This window comes from Duganella rivi, from assembly GCF_009857435.1.
Classification (GTDB): Bacteria; Pseudomonadota; Gammaproteobacteria; order Burkholderiales; family Burkholderiaceae_D; genus Rugamonas; species Rugamonas rivi.
The window spans coordinates 455,461-471,620 of the sequence record NZ_WWCK01000004.1; the positions used below are offsets into that span (position 1 = coordinate 455,461).

Below are 16,160 nucleotides of genomic sequence, written 5' to 3' on the forward strand. Positions count from 1 at the left end.
CTGAGTGATTCAAAGTTCAGTTCAGAACCCACTCGCCGTGCCGCAGTATCTGCTCATGCATCGCGTCCGGCGCAAGATCTAGCTCACCGGGCCAAGTGACTACGCCGTCAACGACGGAAACTAGAGAAAACTTGGCCGGACTACGTAAATCTGAGAAGACTCCTCGGAATGCGGATGGCATGAATTTGACCATGCCCTCCACGCCGTCCTTGAAGCGAACCCATATAGCATAGTCGCTCTCCACCCGCACATCTGTAACGTCCCAGTCCATGATTTACCCCAATGGCGCAATTAGATTAGGCGCCTGCATTGACTTGCACAAGCGCCAGTTCTCCAGCAATTCATCTTGATGCAGTGTAGCCCACTCAGACACCAGCCGCAGTTCCTTAGGCGGCAAGCGGCCATCCATCAAGGCCAGTTTCTGGATATCAAAGGTGGCTTGGCTGCCCGCATATTTGACGTGGAAGTGCGGCGGTAAGTGATCGCGAAAGAACATCTGGATCACAATGCCGTAGAACACGCAGATCGTTGGCATAATTGCTCCTTTAGAAGACTTTTCAACACAGCACAATATTCAGCGCCGAGAACCGTCTTCCAGTCTATGACTGCACCAATAACAACATCTGAGCAAGATCAGGACATCACCGCGACGGTGTTGCGGGAACGGTCGCGCTTGTGGAATTTCATTCGGCGGCGCGTGGCCGATCAGACCGACGCCGACGATATTCTGCAAGACGTATTCTACGAGTTCACCCAGGCCTACCGCCTGCCCGATCCGATCGAGCAGGCCAGCGCGTGGCTGTTCCGCGTCGCCCGCAACCGCATCATCGACCGTTTCCGCAAGAAGAAGGAAGTGGCGCTGGAAGATCTCGCCTCCTCGGCCGATGAGGACGACGATTACCGCCTCGACCTGATGCTACCCTCGCCCGACGGCGGCCCCGAGGCCGCCTACACCCGCGCCATGCTGCTCGAAGAACTCCAGCGCGCGCTGGAAGACCTCCCGGCCAACCAGCGCGAAGTCTTCATCGCCCACGAACTCGACGGCGTCAGTTTCAAGGAGATGGCCGAACAAACCGGCGTCTCGATCAACACTTTATTGGCTCGCAAACGCTACGCCGTGCTGTTCCTGCGCCAGCGCCTGCAAGCCCTGTACGACGAATGAAAGGAGTACCTGCAAAATGCGTCACCACGATATGAGCTACAAGAAATTCAAACTGATGAAGGGCCTCTTCATCCTCGCCTGCGCCGGCGTGCTCGGCGTCATTGTGATGGCCCTGTGGAATTGGCTGATTCCAGCAATATTCCCCGGCGCCAATGCAGTGAATTATTGGCAAGCCCTGGGATTGCTGCTACTCTGCCGCATCCTGTTTGGCGGTTTCCGCGGCCGTCACCGCGACTGGCACGAGAAGCGCGAGCACTGGCAGCGCTGGCAAGCCATGACGCCCGAGGAACGCCAGGCGTTCTTCAAGAACCGCGCCAATTTCTGCCGCCCTGCCCCAACCGAAACGAAAGAATAAGCAATGCAGAAAACACCCGCGCCGCCATTTAGCGGCTATCAAAAAACCGTGGTGGCGATGCTGGCTTTCCTGCAGTTCGCCGTCATCCTCGATTTCATGATCATGTCGCCGCTGGGCGCGGTCATCATGCCGGACTTGAAGTTCGGCCCGGTGCAGTTCGGCCTCGTGGTGTCGGCCTACGCCTTCAGCGCCGGCGTGTCCGGCCTGCTGACGGCCGGTTTTGCCGACCGCTACGACCGCAAGAAACTGCTGCTGTTTTTCTATACCGGTTTCATCGTCGGCACCGTCTGGTGCGGCCTTGCGACCAGCTTTGAAAGCCTGCTGGCCGCGCGCGTGTTCACCGGCCTGTTCGGCGGCGTGATCGGCTCGGTGGTGCTGGCCATTTCCACCGACCTGTTCCCGCCGCAAATGCGCGGCCGCGTGATGGGCCTGATCCAGACCGCGTTTGCCGCCAGCCAGGTGCTGGGCATCCCGGCCGGCATTTACTTGTCGAACCAGTGGAATTGGCATGTGCCGTTCTTCGCCATGGCCGCGTTCGGCCTGATCGGCGGCGTGCTGGTGGCGTGGAAGCTGCAACCGGTGGACGCCCACCTCAAGCAGCCGCAGGAACACAGCCCGTTCATGCACCTGTTCCACACCGTGACCGAGCGCCGCTACCTGCTGGCCTTCTGCGTGACCGCCCTGCTGACCACCGGCGGCTTTATGCTGATGCCGTTCAGCAGCGCCTACATCGTCAACAACATGGGCATCGACCTGCACCACCTGCCGACCGTGTACCTGGTCACCGGCCTGTGCACCATCTTCATCGGCCCGTTGATCGGCCGCGCGGCCGACGCCATTGGCAAGTTCCGCGTGTTCCTATTCGGCACCGCGCTGTCGATCACCATGGTGCTGATTTACACCCACCTCGGCCATATCCCGCTGTGGATGCTGGTGCTGGTCAATTCGGTGATGTTCGTGGGGATTTTCTCGCGCATGATCCCGTTCCAGGCGATCTCGTCGACTGTGCCGAGCATGACCCAACGCGGTTCGTACAACGCCATTAGCGCCTCGATCCAGCAGTTGGCGGGCGGCGTGGCTTCGGTGGCGGCCGGCCATATCGTGACGCAGGCGCCGGACGGCCACTTGCAGCATTTCGACACGGTCGGCTACGTGGTGGTGGCGACTTCACTGCTGGCCACCACCCTGCTGTGGCGCTTGCAGCGCAACCTGCCGTCGCAGGCCGCGCCGCAGCCGCAGGCGGCTACTTGAGCGTCAGGCCGTACTTGTCCGCGAGGCGCTGCGCCTCGCCCGAGCTCTTTAGCTTGTCGAGCTCGGTGCGCAGCGCCTCCACAGTGGCGGCCGGCGTGCGGAGGCTGGCCGCCACGTAGTAATCGCCCATGCCCGGCAGCGGCATGGTGCGTTCCAGCTCGTCGCAGCGGATCTGGGTGCGCGCGCACAGGTCGCGCAGCGAGAGATCCGTCGCCACCATCAAGTCCAGCCGCCCTACCACCAGCTTGCGCAAGTTAAACTCGTTCTGCGCCGAGAGCTCCGCGACCAGTCCCAGTTGCCGCAATTGCTCCTCGACCACGTCGCCGCGGTTGGCGCCGACACGATAGCGCCGCAAGTCCTCCACCGAGCGCAGCAGGATGTCCTGCCGCGACTTGCGCTTGTAGAAATAGACGCTGCGCGGCGCAATCGGCGCGATCCACTGGAACTGCGCCTCGCGCGTCGGCGTACGGACGATGCTGTAGATCAGCACATTGGGCTGCGTCCTTGCCATTAGGAAGGCACGTGCCCACGGGTAAATCCGCACGCCGTAGTCGATCCCTGCCTGCTCCAGCGCCGCCTCCACCAACTCGGTGGAGTAACCGCGAACCTTGCCATGGTCAGCGTAGCTGTACGGGGCAAATTCCTCGGTCACCAGCGTCACCGCCGGCGCCGCCGTGGCATGGGCGGACAGCGACAACGCCCCCGCCAGCACCACCAGGCGTATCAAATTGTTTCCTCTTGTTAAGAAATACCAATTTTGTTGCCACATGGCACTATTTTCGAATTATAATATTTTCAGTAAGTCGTACCCACCAACCTTATCAGATCTAAAAAGGGAGAAGTGCATGAATTCCAGAAATATGGATGCCGCCTGCTTGCGCGCGCTGCGCCGCCGCGGCCATTCGGACACCAGTATTGCAGCCATGTCGCCGGAGGAGGCGTTCTGTGAGTACTGCGCGTACCACGGGATCATGAACCTGTCCCCGTCCACGCTGGAAATGCTGGACAAGCTGCGCGGCGACGCCGGCAAGTAAAAAAAAAGCCACCCGAGGGTGGCTTTTTCGTTGGGTAAGCTAGCGCTTAGCGGTAGAACGGCTCGACCGTGCCTTTCAGCTTGATCAGCATCGGATTGCCTTTGCGATCCAGTGCTTTGCCGGCTGGAACCTTGATCCAGCCTTCGCTGATGCAGTATTCGTCCACATCGTTGCGCTCTTTGCCGTTGAAATTGATGCCGATGTCGTGTTCGAACACGGCGGCAACGTGGAATTTGCTGCGCGGATCGATCGACAGGCGATCCGGCAGTGGTGGGAGTTGAGTAGTATCGTTCATCCCCGAATTATATCAGCTAGCTTAACTGGTTTTGAAGATCAGCTGCGCCACGCGTTGCAACTTGGGTGCCACCATCGGCACCGTCAGCATGGTGCTGGCGATCGCCATCAGCAGCAGCGCGGTAAACGTCTCGCTGGTGATGATCTGCTTATCGAGCAGGATGTTGGCAAAGATGATCATGATCAGCGCCTTGGTCTGCAACAGCCAGCCGATAATCGAAGCCTCGCCCGCTTGCCACTTCAGAATTTTGCCTGCGATGTGGATGCCGGCCAGCTTGCCGCTCACCGACGCCACCAGCAGCACGCCGGCCACCAGGAACACCGCCGAACCGCCCATCGCCCAGTTGGTGCGCAGGCCGGTGCTAAGGAAGAATACCGGCATCACCGCCATCAGGATATTGGCGCGCAGGAAGTCCATCTTCTCTTGATTAAACCATTCGGCATCCATTACGGCGCCGGCAAGGAAGGCGCCAACCATGAAGTGCAGACCCGCCCAGTCTGCCGCAAACGCGCACACGGCCAGCCAGATGAAGGAGATGTACCAGCGGTCGCGCTCCTCGATGCGCACCATCAGCATGCGGAACAGCTTGGTCGCCACGGCGAACAGCACCAGGAAACCAAGCTGGCGGCCGACGCGGTCCCAGTCCAGCAAGATCACCGCCAGCACGCCCCAGATGGCGATGTCGTCGAGGCTGGCGTAGCGCAGGATACGCTGGCCAATCGGCTGGCGCAGGATCTCCAGTTTTTCCATCAGCAGGATCAGGATCGGCAGCGCGGTTACGGCGCAGGACATGCCCACGCCCAGCACAAATTGCCAGTCGTGCGCCTTCGGCCCCATCCAGCCGGCATAGCCGACCATCCCCAGCGCGGCCACGCAGCCGAACACCAGCGGCGTGCCCAGCGCCAGACCGGCGGTGATGCTGCTCTCGCGGCGGTGCATCCAGGCTTTTTTCAGGTCCAACTCCACGCCGGCGATCATCACGAAAATCATCACCGCCCACCACGCGATGCCGTTCAGCGACTGCACCACCTGCGGGTTAAACACGAAAGAATAGTATTCGGGAAAGGCACGGCCCATGATGCCCGGCCCCAGCAAAATGCCGGCGATGATCTGCACCACCACCAGCGGCGCGTAGTAATCCGTGCCGCCCAGGCGCCAAATCAGATAAGGCACGCTGAAAATAATGACCATTGCGATCAGAAAGATCTCTGTCGTCCCCATGTGCATTGGATTGTCTCCATTATGTAATTATGTATCGATGAGCCAGTTTAGCTTAAAAACAAGATGCTCCGATAGTGAAAAAAAACTACACAATGCTTGCGATATACTTGCATACTCAAGTATCATTCAACCATTGTTCAACTAAGGAAAAATCATGGAAAACGCAAACAAGGTCAGTGCCAGCCTGGAATTCACGCTGCGCCTGGCGCGCGCGCAAGCGACGCTGGTGCGCCGGCTCGATCAAGTGCTGGGCGGCTACCACGGCGTCAGCTTCAGCGATTTTATGTTGTTACACTACTTGAACCGCGCACCGGGTGGCCGCCTGCGCCGCGTGGATCTGGCTGAACGCCAAGGCTTGACCGCGTCCGGCGTCACCCGCACCCTGCTGCCGCTGGAGAAAATCGGCCTGGTCGAGCGCCAGCAGGATCCGCGCGACGCCCGCGTGGCCTACGCCGCCATCACCGAGACCGGCCGCGAACTGCTGCTCAACGCCACCACCGTGGCCGAGCAGATCAGCAAAGACCTGCTGCGCAACTGCCCCGCAGCGCAGTTCGACGACTTGAGCAACGCGCTGGCGCTCATCGCCGGCATGAACGCTTCCAACTCATGAACGCGCTCAAGCAGGACGCCAACTTCAAATGGCTAACGCGCGGCGGCATCGTCTCCGCGCTCGGCGATCAGTTGACCATGATCGCCCTGCCATGGCTGGTGCTCAAGCTGACCGGCGACACGCTGGCCCTCGGCTTCGTAATCGCGCTGATGAGCGTACCGCGCGCCATCTTCATCCTGATCGGCGGCGCATTGGTGGATCGCTACTCCCCCAAGCGTGTTCTGATGCTGAGCAAGTACGCCAATGCCGCGCTGCTTGCCTTGCTTACGCTGCTGGTGTTGAACCTGAACGCTACGCCGACCATCGCGCTGAGCGAATCGCTGTCGCTCACCGTTTCAGTCACGCCGCAACTGGCGCTGCAAGTGATCTACGCGCTGGCCCTGGGTCTTGGCCTGGCACAGGCGTTTGCGATTCCCTCAGCGACATCGATCATGCCGCTGGCGATACCGCCCGAAAATCTGCAAGCCGCCAACGGCGTGTTGATGGGCATCCGTCAGTTGTCGATGCTGATCGGGCCACTGATGGCGGCAGGCCTGCTGGCCATTGGCGGCAATGGCGGCGAGGCGGTAAGCGATGCGCGCGGCCTTGCATTGGCCTTCGCCTTCGACTGCTTCAGCTACTTGTTCTCCGCGTGGACGCTGGCGAAAGTGCGCCCGCTAAACGCATCGCCGCAAGCGCAAGCCGGCGTATCGGTGCTGCGTTCTGTCGGTGAAGGCCTGCGCATGGTGTGGAACGACGTGCCGCTGCGCTTGTGCTTTGCTTACTGGGGCACAGTATCGCTGTTTATCGGCGGCGCGATGCAAGTGGCGATTCCGGTACTGGCCCAAGACCTGCACGGCGCAACCACGCTTGGCATTCTGATGGGCGCTCACGGCGCGGGCACGCTGCTCGGCATGGGCGTGGCGGCGAAATTCGGCAAGCGCATGCGCTTCGCGGAATTCGGCACCATGCTGCTGTTGATCGACGCCCTCGCCGGCTTGCTGGTTGCGCCACTGGGCTTCGTACACATCGCATGGCAAGCGTGCTTGCTGATGCTGACACTAGGCCTGTTGGGCGGCTACATGCAGATCAACGTGTTCACCTGGATCCAGCAGCGCATACCGCCGCAGATGATGGGCCGCGCCATGAGCATCTTCATGTTCATCTTTATGGGACTGGCGCCGCTGTCGGCGGCAAGCACCGGCTGGATACTCACGCAGATCACGCTGTCGCAATTGTTCGTCGGAGGTGGCATCATACTGGTGCTGTTTGCTGCAATCGCGTATTTGTTCACGCCGATCCGCAGCATCACCGCCAACGCATCATAAGGACACTGCATGGAAACCAAATGGCTGGAAGACTTCATCTCGCTCGTAGAGACCAATAACTTCAGCCGCTCGGCGGCGCTGCGCCACGTGACGCAGCCCGCTTTTTCGCGCCGCATCCAGTCGCTGGAAAACTGGCTGGGCACCGACCTGATCGACCGCACCTCCTATCCAACGCGCCTGACGCCGGCCGGCATCGTGTTCTACGAGCAGGCGCTGGAGATGCTATCGAAGATCAACGGCGCGCGCGAAATGCTGCGCTCCAAGCGCGCCGCCGCGCAAACCAGCATCGACCTCGCGGTGCCGCACACCTTGTCACTGACCTTCGTGCCGAAATGGCTCACCAAACTGGAAGAAGATTTCGCGCCGATCCGCAGCCGCTTGATGGCCCTGAACGTTCACGACGCCGTGCTGCAATTGGTCGAAGGCGGCTGCGATCTGCTGCTGTGCTATCACCATCCGCGCCAGCCGGTGCAGCTGGATCCAGGCCGTTACGACATGCTGGTGCTGGGTCACGAATCATTACGGGCATATGCTCGCTGCGACAAAAACAAGGTGCCGGAATTTACACTGCCGGGCACCAAGCGCTCGCCACTGCCCTTCCTCTCCTACACCAACAACGCCTACCTCGGACGCATGGTGGAGCTGATTTTGAGCGATGCAAAAACTGCACTGCACCTTGAGCCGCATTACGAAACTGATATGGCCGAGGGGCTGAAGATGATGGCGCTGGAAGGCCGCGGCATCGCCTTTCTTCCCGAATCAGCCGTCACGCGCGAGCTCAAACAAAAGCAGCTGGCGCGGGCCGACGGCGATACCTCGGACTGGGAAATCGAGATGGAAATCCGCTTGTACCGCGAGCGTCCATCGACGCACCGGCGCGGCAAGCCGATCGTCGACCGGCTGTGGGAATTCCTCGAAGCGCAGCAAAATCACGGCGCGAAAAAACGCCGCATTCCGGTATCGGAGAGATAACTATGCATTATTTGCATAGCCGAATGCGCATACAGCATTGGCCGCTCTAAACGCTCCAGGCCTATGATTCGTCCCACTTGAGCGCTGCCATGAGCAGCGTTCAGCAAACGAATCCACGGGAGCCTTGAGCATGACCTCTGTACAAGCACAACACGCACTGCCTTCCTACCTCAACGCCGAAGATCTCGGCCCATGGGGTGTCTACTTGCAGCAAATCGACCGCGTTACCCCGCACCTCGGTAGCCTGTCGCGCTGGGTCGAAACCCTCAAGCGCCCTAAGCGCATCCTGACCGTTGACGTGCCGATCGAGCGCGATGACGGCACCATCGCTCACTACGAAGGCTATCGCGTACAGCACAATATGTCGCGCGGCCCAGGTAAAGGCGGTGTGCGCTTCCACCAGGACGTGACCCTGTCCGAAGTGATGGCACTGTCGGCGTGGATGACCGTTAAAAATGCAGCAGTCAACGTGCCATACGGCGGCGCCAAAGGCGGCATCCGCGTTGATCCTAAAACCCTGTCGCGTGGTGAGTTGCAGCGTCTGACCCGCCGCTACACCAGCGAAATCAGCCTGATTATCGGCCCTAACAAAGACATCCCTGCACCGGACGTCAACACCAACGAACAAGTGATGGCGTGGATGATGGACTCCTACGCCATGATCGAAGGTAACCTGTCGACCGGCGTGGTGACTGGCAAGCCAATTTCGCTGGGCGGCTCGCTGGGCCGTCGTGAAGCGACCGGCCGCGGCGTGTTCGTGGTTGGCCGCGAGGCTGCCGCCAAGCGCGGCGTGGCGATTGCCGGTGCGCGTGTTGCGGTACAGGGCTTCGGTAACGTCGGCGGCGTGGCTGCGACCATGTTTGCGGATGCCGGCTCCAAGGTCATCGCCGTGCAGGATCACACCGGCACCGTGGTAAACCAAGGCGGCCTGGATATCCCTCGCCTGCACAAGCACGTGGCGGAAGTGGGCAGCGTATCGGGCTTCCCGGGCGCAGAAGCCTTCCTCGACCGCGACGCGTTCTGGGACGTTGAATCGGACATCCTGATTCCGGCAGCACTGGAACAGCAGATTACTGCTGCTAACGCGCCGCGTATTCGCACCAAAATCATCCTGGAAGGCGCCAACGGCCCAACCACGCCGGAAGCGGACGACATCCTGACCGACAAGGACGTGCTGATCGTGCCCGACGTTTTGGCCAACGCTGGCGGCGTCACCGTGTCGTACTTCGAGTGGGTACAGGACTTCTCGAGCTTCTTCTGGACCGAGGAAGAAATTAATGCTCGCTTAACTCGAATCATGCAAGATGCGTTCAATGCTGTATGGACCGTTGCGCAGGAAAAGAAAGTCACGCTGCGAACCGCCACCTTCATCCTTGCCTGCACCCGCGTGCTGCAAGCGCGTGAAGTGCGTGGCCTGTATCCATGATCCACTGAATCCCCAGCAGTTTGCGCCTGTACGGTTTTACGCCGTGCAGGCGTTTTTCGCATTTGTAAGGAACAGAATATGAGCACCATCGAACAAAAGGCCTTGGCCTACCACCGCGCAGGCAGCGCGGGCAAAATCGCTATTGAAATCACCAAGAGCGTCAGCACGCAAGAAGACCTTGCGCTGGCCTACTCGCCGGGCGTTGCCGCGCCGTGCGTTGAGATCAAACGCGATCCGGCCAAAGCTTATGAATACACCGCCAAGGGCAACCTGGTTGGCGTCATCACCAACGGCAGCGCCGTGCTCGGACTGGGCAACATCGGCGCGCTGGCAGGCAAGCCGGTGATGGAAGGTAAAGTGGTGCTGTTCAAAAAATTCGCCGGCATCGATGCGTTTGACATCGAGATCGACGAAAGCGATCCAGATAAACTGGTCGACATCATCGCCGCGCTGCATCCGACTTTTGGCGGCATCAACCTGGAAGACATCAAGGCACCGGAGTGCTTCTACATCGAGCGCAAACTGCGCGAGCGCTTGTCGATTCCGGTCTTCCACGACGACCAGCACGGCACCGCCATCGTGGTCGGCGCGGGCATGCTGAACGCGATTGAAATGACCGGCCGCGATATCAGCGCGGTGAAAATCGTCTGCTCGGGTGCTGGTGCTGCGGCTATCGCGTGCCTGGAACTGCTGGTGGACTTGGGCGCTAAGCGTACAAACATCTTCGTGTGCGACAGCAAAGGCGTGCTGACCACCGCGCGTAATCTGGACGGCGAAAAAGCCGCGTGGGCGCAGGATACTTCGGCGACGACGCTGTCGGACGTGATGGAAGGTGCGGACGTATTCTTGGGCGTATCGGGTCCGGGCGTGTTGTCGCAGGCGGACATCGTGCGTATGAACCCGCATCCGATCGTATTCACGCTGGCAAATCCAGAACCTGAGCTGCGTCCAGAACTGGTGCGAGAAGTGGCGCCGGATGCCATCATCGCAACGGGCCGTTCGGACTACCCGAACCAAATCAACAACGCCCTGTGCTTCCCGTATTTGTTCCGCGCAGCGCTGGACTCGGGTGCGACGACCATCAACCAGGAGATGAAGCGCGCGTGCGTGGTGGCCCTGGCGGATATGGCGCGCAGCGATGCACGCTTCAGCAAAGACTACATCGTCCCGGGCCTGCTGGATCCGCGCCTGCTGAGCGGCGTCACGCCAAAGATCGCGACGGCCGCATGGCGCAGCGGCGTCGCACGCAAGCAGCTAGTAGAACTCGAATACGCCGACGACCTGAAAGACTTGGCCGAGTCGTTACTGTAACCCCTCCCCCAAGGCGCAAACCAAGCGGGTTCAGGTTCTGTTTTTCTACTGAATCCGCGGGAACCGCAAAACCCGCACTGCGGCGCCAAGGGGTCTGACCCCGTACGGGGTCAGACCCCAAACTTTTGGGGTGGTAGTATCGCTCAATCAACCTTCTACAGCAGCTTGATTAACTCCGGCTGTATGTACTCGTAAAAACATCAGGGGTATCACGGCAGATTACGTGCTTGCCGTTCAGATGACGTTGGAACTTGGCCGAGAGGCAGTTCCTGTGCACCTTCTCCATCACGAAGATCAGGTTCGCCCATTCGATCTGCTCTGACGACAACGGCACCGTCGCATCGCCACCAAGTCCAGCAGAATCAGTCTCCACGTCCGGCCACGATGCAAAGATATGCTCCGCCGTCGGGCTAGGCAAACGGTTCTGGCTACAAATGAATAAAGCCCGCTTCATGCTACCTCCCTGGCTGCAAAGCGATAACGGCCATGCCAGCTAGCGCCAGCACGGCGCCAATTGCATCAAAACGGCTCAGCGGCAAGCCATCAACCAATCGAAGCCACAGCAGCGCGACGGAGATGTATGCGCCGCCATATGCTGCGTATGTGCGGCCCGCAGCTGCGGGATGCAGCGTGAGCAGCCACGCAAACACCGCTAGCGACGCAGCAGCAGGCAGCAGCAGCCACGCCGACTTGTCCTGTTTGATTACCAGCCAAGGCAAATAGCAGCCTACTATCTCGGCAAGCGCCGTCACAAAAAACAGCGATGCGATTCGAGGAAATCCATTATTTTAATTTTATGCGAACAATACGATCAAGGCTGACTTCGTGTTGCAGGCCCAGCAGGTCGCTTGATCGCGAGTTGTGCTTTTAGGTATTTTGCAAAGACCTCATTCTTCCCAAATGCGCCGGTCGGGCGCGCAAGTTTTGCTGACACCGTTCTAGGAAGGTACTCTTTAAAAATATAGCTACGGTTAGGCGCAAGTCCCCAAACAATCGGCATGCCATTTGTTCCCGTATATGCTGGCAAGTTCTCTAAGAACTCGTACTTGATCAGCAATCTCCTCAAGGCTTCATCATCAGGAGTGTTATTGGTGCAGTTTAAGAGAAGCACCACCAGCTCTGGGGAAGAAATTTGCGCTCGCAAGATGTTTGTATACGACTTCTGGATTGCGTCATTTTCAGTCTTGTCAGTTCCTACCTCTGCTGACTCAATCAGTTCTAAAATCTGGTACAAATGACGATAGTAATGCCCCAAGATGTAATGATGCTCAGAGTGCAGCTTACGATATGCGGCCAATTGATCAGCTGCAAATTGCGCACCTTGCATCGTGTAATCTAGGACTTCGGCAAATACTGCACGCCCCTCAATGACGTCCGTTTTGACCTGCGAAGGATTAATCGACTTGTAGAACAGTCTTGGGTCAAATCTTAGGTTCCTTACATTCTCGGCGTGAAGATTGAGCATGTTGAAGAACGTCGTCTCAAAAGCTTGCTTGCGAACGAGATTCCCATTGGTCAGAGCTTCTTTGCGTGCATCGCGCAGTTGCAATCGTTGCATCAGAATCGTAATCGCCAGCCCAATCAAAGTTCCGAAAGTCAAAATTGGATTCAATACGCCGCCGAAGAAGTCGCCGTATGTTCCCAAGAAGCTAATAGTATCTTCTGCCGTCGGCTTGACGCTAGTACTCGAGGACGAGGCCACCTCAGGCGCAAGCGTTCCAGCATGTCCAAAATAATCACCCGCCAATAGAGTCCAGATTAAGGATAAGAGGACGATCAATCCGAATGAAAGAACAGCGCAGATCCTCGCCATTTCCACATCTCTGCCCCCTTCTTTTTCATCTACTTTCGGGACGATAAGTGCGTAAATCTTCTCCCTCAGAAACGAATGCAATGGGAACATTAAAAGTAGATAAATCATCAGCGCAACCAAAAGCAAGCAGCCTTCTCGGAGATCAGAAATCCCCGATCGCCTTCGATATAGATGCAATGTGAATGATCCTACTGTGGTCAATAACAGCAATCCTGCCCAAATTATGAACCTCAAATAATTATTCTCAGCAATCGCTACTACGCGATTTTTTAGAGGAGGCAATTTTTTTGCTATTGTTGGCGAGTTCGAATTATTTGACTTCACGTTGAGCACTTTCATGAATTAAGCGGAGCGCTGTGGCGACGCCGTTTTCTTGGGCCATTGCGCGAGCGATGGCGGCGGCGCGGGTTTGCATTTCTGGGCGCAGCGCTTGGATGCGGGCGGCGAGTTGTTTGGGGGTGACGGTACTGCGCTTGGTGATTTTGCCGGCAATACCCAAGCGTTGCAGTTCTTTGCCCCAGTGTTCTTGTTCGCTGATGTGCGCCACTATCACGGACGGCCTGCCCGCCAGCGTGGCCGATTGCGTGGTGCCGGCGCCGCCGTGGTGGACGACTGCTGCACAGCGTGGGAAGATCAAGTGATGCGGAGAAGCCGTCACGTACAGGATTTGATCGTTCGAGTGGAAGCCACATGCCGCCGAATCGTGCGTTTGGATGATGGCGCGTCGGCCCGACAATTTGGCCGCCTCAGTGAACAGCTTCAGGTTCTCGCTTTGATTACCGATCTCGCGCGGCGTCCAGCTGCCAAAGGTCATGTAGACCGGCGCTTCGCCCGCTGCGAGGAACGCCTCAACCTCCTCCGTCAAGCGCCCTTCCAACTGCATGTTCGGCATATCGAGGAAGCCGCACACCTGCAATGACGACGACCAATCGGGCTGGCGCTGACAAATCTGCGGACTCACCGCCACTAGCGTTAGCCACGGCGACAGCCACACACTAGTCACAAAATCCCTGGACGGCGCCATGCCCAGGCGCGTCCGCAAGCGATCAGCATAAGGGCTCATCGTCTTATGCAAAGCCCACTTACTCAGCCACCACAAGAAGCGCTGGCCAAACGGAAGGCCAAGCGGATGGCTATACGCACTCGGTATCGCCGCGTGCGACAGAAGCACGCTCGCATACGGCTTGCCCGCATGCTCCGCCGCCACCTGCAAGGGATACATGAAGTAATGCCCGATCAGCAGGTCCGACTCCGCTGCCAATGCCATCGCCGCCGCAAACATCGCCTCTTCCGATGGCATGAAGCAGCGATCGATTATCATCTTCATCTGCTTCAGTGGATTGCGCATCATCAGCGCCTCGAAGCCAATCTGTTCCGCTTCCGCCTGCGTATTCACCGGCGAAGCGATTACGCGTATCTTCACGCCGGTCGCCGACGTCACGCTCTCGTACACCGCGCTATCCACGCAAGTAATCAGCAGCGTAATGTCATGCCCGGCCGACTGCAAACCTTCCGCCAAGGCGATAAACGGCCGTATATCGCCATGGCTTCCCCAAGTTTGCAGTCCTATCTTCATGCCTGTTTGCGCTTCGCGATCCAGTCATTAATCACGCGCTCCAGCACCGACAGCGGCAACGCACCATGCGACAGCACCTCGTTATGGAACTGCTTCAGGTCGAACTTCGCCCCCAGTTCCTGCTTCGCATGCTCGCGCAAGGCCAAGATTTTCAGCATGCCGACCTTGTACGCCAAGGCCTGCCCCGGATTGACGAAGTAACGCTCAATCTCCGCCGTCACGTCGCCTTCGGCCATGCCGGTGTTATCCATCATGTAGCTGATGGCCTGCTCGCGCGTCCAGTGCTTGTAGTGGATACCCGAATCGACCACCAGGCGCGTGGCCCGCATCATCTCATCGCGCAGACGACCCAGATTATCGAGTGGATTTTTCTGGAAGCCCATCTCATACGCCAGGCGCTCCGCATACAGCGCCCAGCCCTCTTGATACGCGGTGAACGGCAGCACGCGGCGGAAGAACGGCACGTTCTGCATTTCCTGCGCAATTGCGATCTGGAAGTGGTGGCCCGGTATGCCCTCGTGATAGGCCAGCGTGCGCATGGCGAATTTCGGTGTATCGCCCGGATTGCGCATGTTCGCGTAGAACACGCCCGGGCGCGAACCGTCAAAGGCGCCCGGCATGTAATAAGCACCCGGCGCAGTCGCTTCCGATGACGGCGGCACCTGCTCCACTTTCACGCCCAGTTCAGGACGCAGATCGAAAGCGCTATCGAGGCCTTTGTTCACTTCATCCAGAATGGTTTGATACTGCGCCAGCATGGCCTTCTTGCCTTCCGGCGTATTCGCATACTGCTGCTCTGGCGAACGCGCCAACTGCTGCACGCGCGCGCCGATGGTGCCTTCGTTCAGGCCTTGCGATTTGAGGATGGCGTCCATCTCCGCACTCACACGCGCCACTTCTTCCAGACCCAGTTCATGCACCTGCTGCGGCGTCATGTCGGTGGTGGTATGCATGCGCACTGCCCATGCGTAGTAGGCGTCGCCGTTCGGCAGGCTCCAGGCGCCGTTATTTTCTTTGGCCTTCGGCGACAGCGCCGTGAAGTAGCTAATCAAGCCGCGATACGCCGGATACACTTGATCCTTCAGCGCAGCAGCCACGGAAGCCAGCAAGCGCGTACGCGTCTCCGCATCCATCTCCCCCGCCGGAATCTTATCCAGCTTCTCCTTGAACGTAACATACAGCGGATCCTGCTCCGGCGCTCCGGCAATCATGCCGTTCATCTGCTTGAGCACTTTCTCCACCGTGAAGCGTGGCGGGATGATGCCCAGCGATTCGCGCAGGCGCAACGCCTCGGTCAACTGGGTGAATTTAGTCGGGAACAATTTCAAGCGTGCGATATAGCTCTCCGCCTCACCCTTGTTCTGCACTTGGTGCACCTGCACCATGAAGTCCGGCAGCGCGCTTTGCACACCCTGCATTTGATTGACGGGGAAGTTATGCTTGTCGTAAGCCTCGCCGTCAGCCTGAATCTGCAAGTAGTAGGTCAGCGTGTCGTAGGAAAGCTGGCCTTCGCGATCCAGCTGCTCGCGGTCGTACTGCTTGATGGTGGCAAGGCTGTTCTTCACCAGATCGAGCATCTCCTGCTCGTGCTTGGGCGAAGCGTCATCCAGCTTGGCGCTGTAGAAGTCCAGCCATCCCGGAAGAATGCGCATTGACGACAGCATTTCCGGGCTGTCGATGGCAAAGGTGGCGAATACCTTGGTGTAGAACCAGTTCAGCTTCAGCGGCTTGAAGTAAATCGTATGCGCGATTAAAGCCGCAAGCACCAGCACAACGGAAGCCAGCGCAATCGCCAGCCACTTGAACACACGCTTCATGCAGCACCCT

19 protein-coding genes are annotated in these 16,160 nt (G+C 58.7%); 9 read left to right on the forward strand and 10 right to left on the reverse strand.

What is annotated here, in order from left to right:
• Positions 1-16 precede the first annotated feature (16 nt).
• Positions 17-271, reverse strand: a complete 255-nt coding sequence (locus GTP45_RS14555; protein WP_161014589.1) for a DUF2442 domain-containing protein — start codon at positions 269-271, stop codon at positions 17-19.
• Positions 272-274: 3 nt separating this feature from the next.
• Positions 275-535 (reverse strand): DUF4160 domain-containing protein, encoded by a 261-nt coding sequence (locus GTP45_RS14560; protein ID WP_161014590.1) that lies wholly within the window; start codon positions 533-535, stop codon positions 275-277.
• Positions 536-601: 66 nt separating this feature from the next.
• Here GTP45_RS14560 and GTP45_RS14565 point away from each other — a divergent pair, with 66 nt between their 5' ends.
• Genes GTP45_RS14565 through GTP45_RS14575 form a run of 3 tightly spaced genes read left to right on the forward strand, consistent with a single transcriptional unit; the run spans position 602 to position 2,768 of the window.
• Positions 602-1,162 (forward strand): RNA polymerase sigma factor, encoded by a 561-nt coding sequence (locus GTP45_RS14565; protein ID WP_161014591.1) that lies wholly within the window; start codon positions 602-604, stop codon positions 1,160-1,162.
• 31 nt (positions 1,163-1,193) lie between these two features.
• Complete coding sequence (locus GTP45_RS14570; RefSeq protein ID WP_161014894.1) at positions 1,194-1,517, forward strand: hypothetical protein; 324 nt, start codon at positions 1,194-1,196, stop codon at positions 1,515-1,517.
• A 3-nt stretch (positions 1,518-1,520) separates the two neighbouring features.
• Positions 1,521-2,768 (forward strand): MFS transporter, encoded by a 1,248-nt coding sequence (locus tag GTP45_RS14575; RefSeq protein WP_161014592.1) that lies wholly within the window; start codon positions 1,521-1,523, stop codon positions 2,766-2,768.
• Here the strand turns inward: GTP45_RS14575 and GTP45_RS14580 are convergent.
• A complete protein-coding gene (locus GTP45_RS14580; RefSeq protein WP_161014593.1) occupies positions 2,761-3,495 on the reverse strand; it encodes a substrate-binding periplasmic protein in 735 nt (244 codons plus the stop codon). The two genes, GTP45_RS14575 and GTP45_RS14580, sit on opposite strands and share 8 nt — an antisense overlap.
• 118 nt (positions 3,496-3,613) lie before the next feature.
• On the opposite strand from GTP45_RS14580, the gene GTP45_RS27960 reads away from it, so the two are divergent.
• Entirely contained in the window at positions 3,614-3,802 is a 189-nt protein-coding gene (locus GTP45_RS27960) for a hypothetical protein (protein WP_166454618.1), read from the forward strand.
• Between the two features lie 46 nt (positions 3,803-3,848).
• On the opposite strand, the gene GTP45_RS14585 is transcribed toward GTP45_RS27960, so the two are convergent.
• Entirely contained in the window at positions 3,849-4,097 is a 249-nt protein-coding gene (locus GTP45_RS14585; protein WP_161014594.1) for a DUF3297 family protein, read from the reverse strand.
• 21 nt (positions 4,098-4,118) lie between these two features.
• Positions 4,119-5,324, reverse strand: coding sequence for a cation:proton antiporter (locus GTP45_RS14590; RefSeq protein WP_161014595.1), 1,206 nt, complete (start codon positions 5,322-5,324; stop codon positions 4,119-4,121).
• A 148-nt stretch (positions 5,325-5,472) separates the two neighbouring features.
• On the opposite strand from GTP45_RS14590, the gene GTP45_RS14595 reads away from it, so the two are divergent.
• The 5 genes from GTP45_RS14595 (at position 5,473) to GTP45_RS14615 (ending at position 10,944) form a co-directional block, all read left to right on the forward strand.
• Positions 5,473-5,928, forward strand: a complete 456-nt coding sequence (locus GTP45_RS14595; RefSeq protein WP_161014596.1) for a MarR family winged helix-turn-helix transcriptional regulator — start codon at positions 5,473-5,475, stop codon at positions 5,926-5,928.
• Complete coding sequence (locus GTP45_RS14600; RefSeq protein WP_161014597.1) at positions 5,925-7,235, forward strand: MFS transporter; 1,311 nt, start codon at positions 5,925-5,927, stop codon at positions 7,233-7,235. The genes GTP45_RS14595 and GTP45_RS14600 overlap by 4 nt, the downstream gene beginning before the upstream one ends.
• Before the next feature lie 9 nt (positions 7,236-7,244).
• Positions 7,245-8,207 (forward strand): LysR substrate-binding domain-containing protein, encoded by a 963-nt coding sequence (locus GTP45_RS14605; protein ID WP_161014598.1) that lies wholly within the window; start codon positions 7,245-7,247, stop codon positions 8,205-8,207.
• 130 nt (positions 8,208-8,337) lie between these two features.
• On the forward strand, positions 8,338-9,633 hold the full coding sequence (locus GTP45_RS14610; RefSeq protein ID WP_161014599.1) for a Glu/Leu/Phe/Val family dehydrogenase: 1,296 nt from the start codon (positions 8,338-8,340) through the stop codon (positions 9,631-9,633).
• 78 nt (positions 9,634-9,711) lie between these two features.
• Positions 9,712-10,944, forward strand: a complete 1,233-nt coding sequence (locus tag GTP45_RS14615) for a malic enzyme-like NAD(P)-binding protein (RefSeq protein WP_161014600.1) — start codon at positions 9,712-9,714, stop codon at positions 10,942-10,944.
• 169 nt (positions 10,945-11,113) lie between these two features.
• Here the strand turns inward: GTP45_RS14615 and GTP45_RS14620 are convergent, their stop codons facing one another.
• The 5 genes from GTP45_RS14620 to GTP45_RS14640 are packed head-to-tail and all read right to left on the reverse strand — an operon-like array spanning position 11,114 to position 16,150.
• Entirely contained in the window at positions 11,114-11,398 is a 285-nt protein-coding gene (locus GTP45_RS14620; protein ID WP_371874456.1) for a low molecular weight protein tyrosine phosphatase family protein, read from the reverse strand.
• Between the two features lies 1 nt (position 11,399).
• Complete coding sequence (locus tag GTP45_RS14625) at positions 11,400-11,714, reverse strand: YnfA family protein (protein WP_161014895.1); 315 nt, start codon at positions 11,712-11,714, stop codon at positions 11,400-11,402.
• 41 nt (positions 11,715-11,755) lie between these two features.
• The gene (locus GTP45_RS14630) at positions 11,756-13,096 is read right to left on the reverse strand and encodes a putative phage abortive infection protein (RefSeq protein ID WP_161014601.1); all 1,341 of its coding nucleotides are present in this window, start codon (positions 13,094-13,096) and stop codon (positions 11,756-11,758) included.
• A complete protein-coding gene (locus GTP45_RS14635) occupies positions 13,068-14,333 on the reverse strand; it encodes a glycosyltransferase (RefSeq protein WP_161014602.1) in 1,266 nt (421 codons plus the stop codon). Before GTP45_RS14635 ends, GTP45_RS14630 begins: the two co-directional genes overlap by 29 nt.
• Complete coding sequence (locus GTP45_RS14640; protein WP_161014603.1) at positions 14,330-16,150, reverse strand: DUF885 domain-containing protein; 1,821 nt, start codon at positions 16,148-16,150, stop codon at positions 14,330-14,332. Before GTP45_RS14640 ends, GTP45_RS14635 begins: the two co-directional genes overlap by 4 nt.
• Positions 16,151-16,160: the final 10 nt, after the last annotated feature.

Coding starts and splice junctions, on each gene's coding strand:
- GTP45_RS14595 (WP_161014596.1), top strand. CDS start 5,473: ATGGAAAACGCAAACAAGGTCAGTGCCAGCCTGGAATTCACGCTGCGC.
- GTP45_RS14570 (WP_161014894.1), top strand. CDS start 1,194: ATGAGCTACAAGAAATTCAAACTGATGAAGGGCCTCTTCATCCTCGCC.
- GTP45_RS14590 (WP_161014595.1), bottom strand. CDS start 5,324: ATGCACATGGGGACGACAGAGATCTTTCTGATCGCAATGGTCATTATT.
- GTP45_RS14630 (WP_161014601.1), bottom strand. CDS start 13,096: ATGAAAGTGCTCAACGTGAAGTCAAATAATTCGAACTCGCCAACAATA.
- GTP45_RS14615 (WP_161014600.1), top strand. CDS start 9,712: ATGAGCACCATCGAACAAAAGGCCTTGGCCTACCACCGCGCAGGCAGC.
- GTP45_RS14575 (WP_161014592.1), top strand. CDS start 1,521: ATGCAGAAAACACCCGCGCCGCCATTTAGCGGCTATCAAAAAACCGTG.
- GTP45_RS14640 (WP_161014603.1), bottom strand. CDS start 16,150: ATGAAGCGTGTGTTCAAGTGGCTGGCGATTGCGCTGGCTTCCGTTGTG.
- GTP45_RS14585 (WP_161014594.1), bottom strand. CDS start 4,097: ATGAACGATACTACTCAACTCCCACCACTGCCGGATCGCCTGTCGATC.
- GTP45_RS14565 (WP_161014591.1), top strand. CDS start 602: ATGACTGCACCAATAACAACATCTGAGCAAGATCAGGACATCACCGCG.
- GTP45_RS14610 (WP_161014599.1), top strand. CDS start 8,338: ATGACCTCTGTACAAGCACAACACGCACTGCCTTCCTACCTCAACGCC.
- GTP45_RS14600 (WP_161014597.1), top strand. CDS start 5,925: ATGAACGCGCTCAAGCAGGACGCCAACTTCAAATGGCTAACGCGCGGC.
- GTP45_RS14635 (WP_161014602.1), bottom strand. CDS start 14,333: ATGAAGATAGGACTGCAAACTTGGGGAAGCCATGGCGATATACGGCCG.
- GTP45_RS14555 (WP_161014589.1), bottom strand. CDS start 271: ATGGACTGGGACGTTACAGATGTGCGGGTGGAGAGCGACTATGCTATA.
- GTP45_RS27960 (WP_166454618.1), top strand. CDS start 3,614: ATGAATTCCAGAAATATGGATGCCGCCTGCTTGCGCGCGCTGCGCCGC.
- GTP45_RS14620 (WP_371874456.1), bottom strand. CDS start 11,398: ATGAAGCGGGCTTTATTCATTTGTAGCCAGAACCGTTTGCCTAGCCCG.
- GTP45_RS14605 (WP_161014598.1), top strand. CDS start 7,245: ATGGAAACCAAATGGCTGGAAGACTTCATCTCGCTCGTAGAGACCAAT.
- GTP45_RS14560 (WP_161014590.1), bottom strand. CDS start 535: ATGCCAACGATCTGCGTGTTCTACGGCATTGTGATCCAGATGTTCTTT.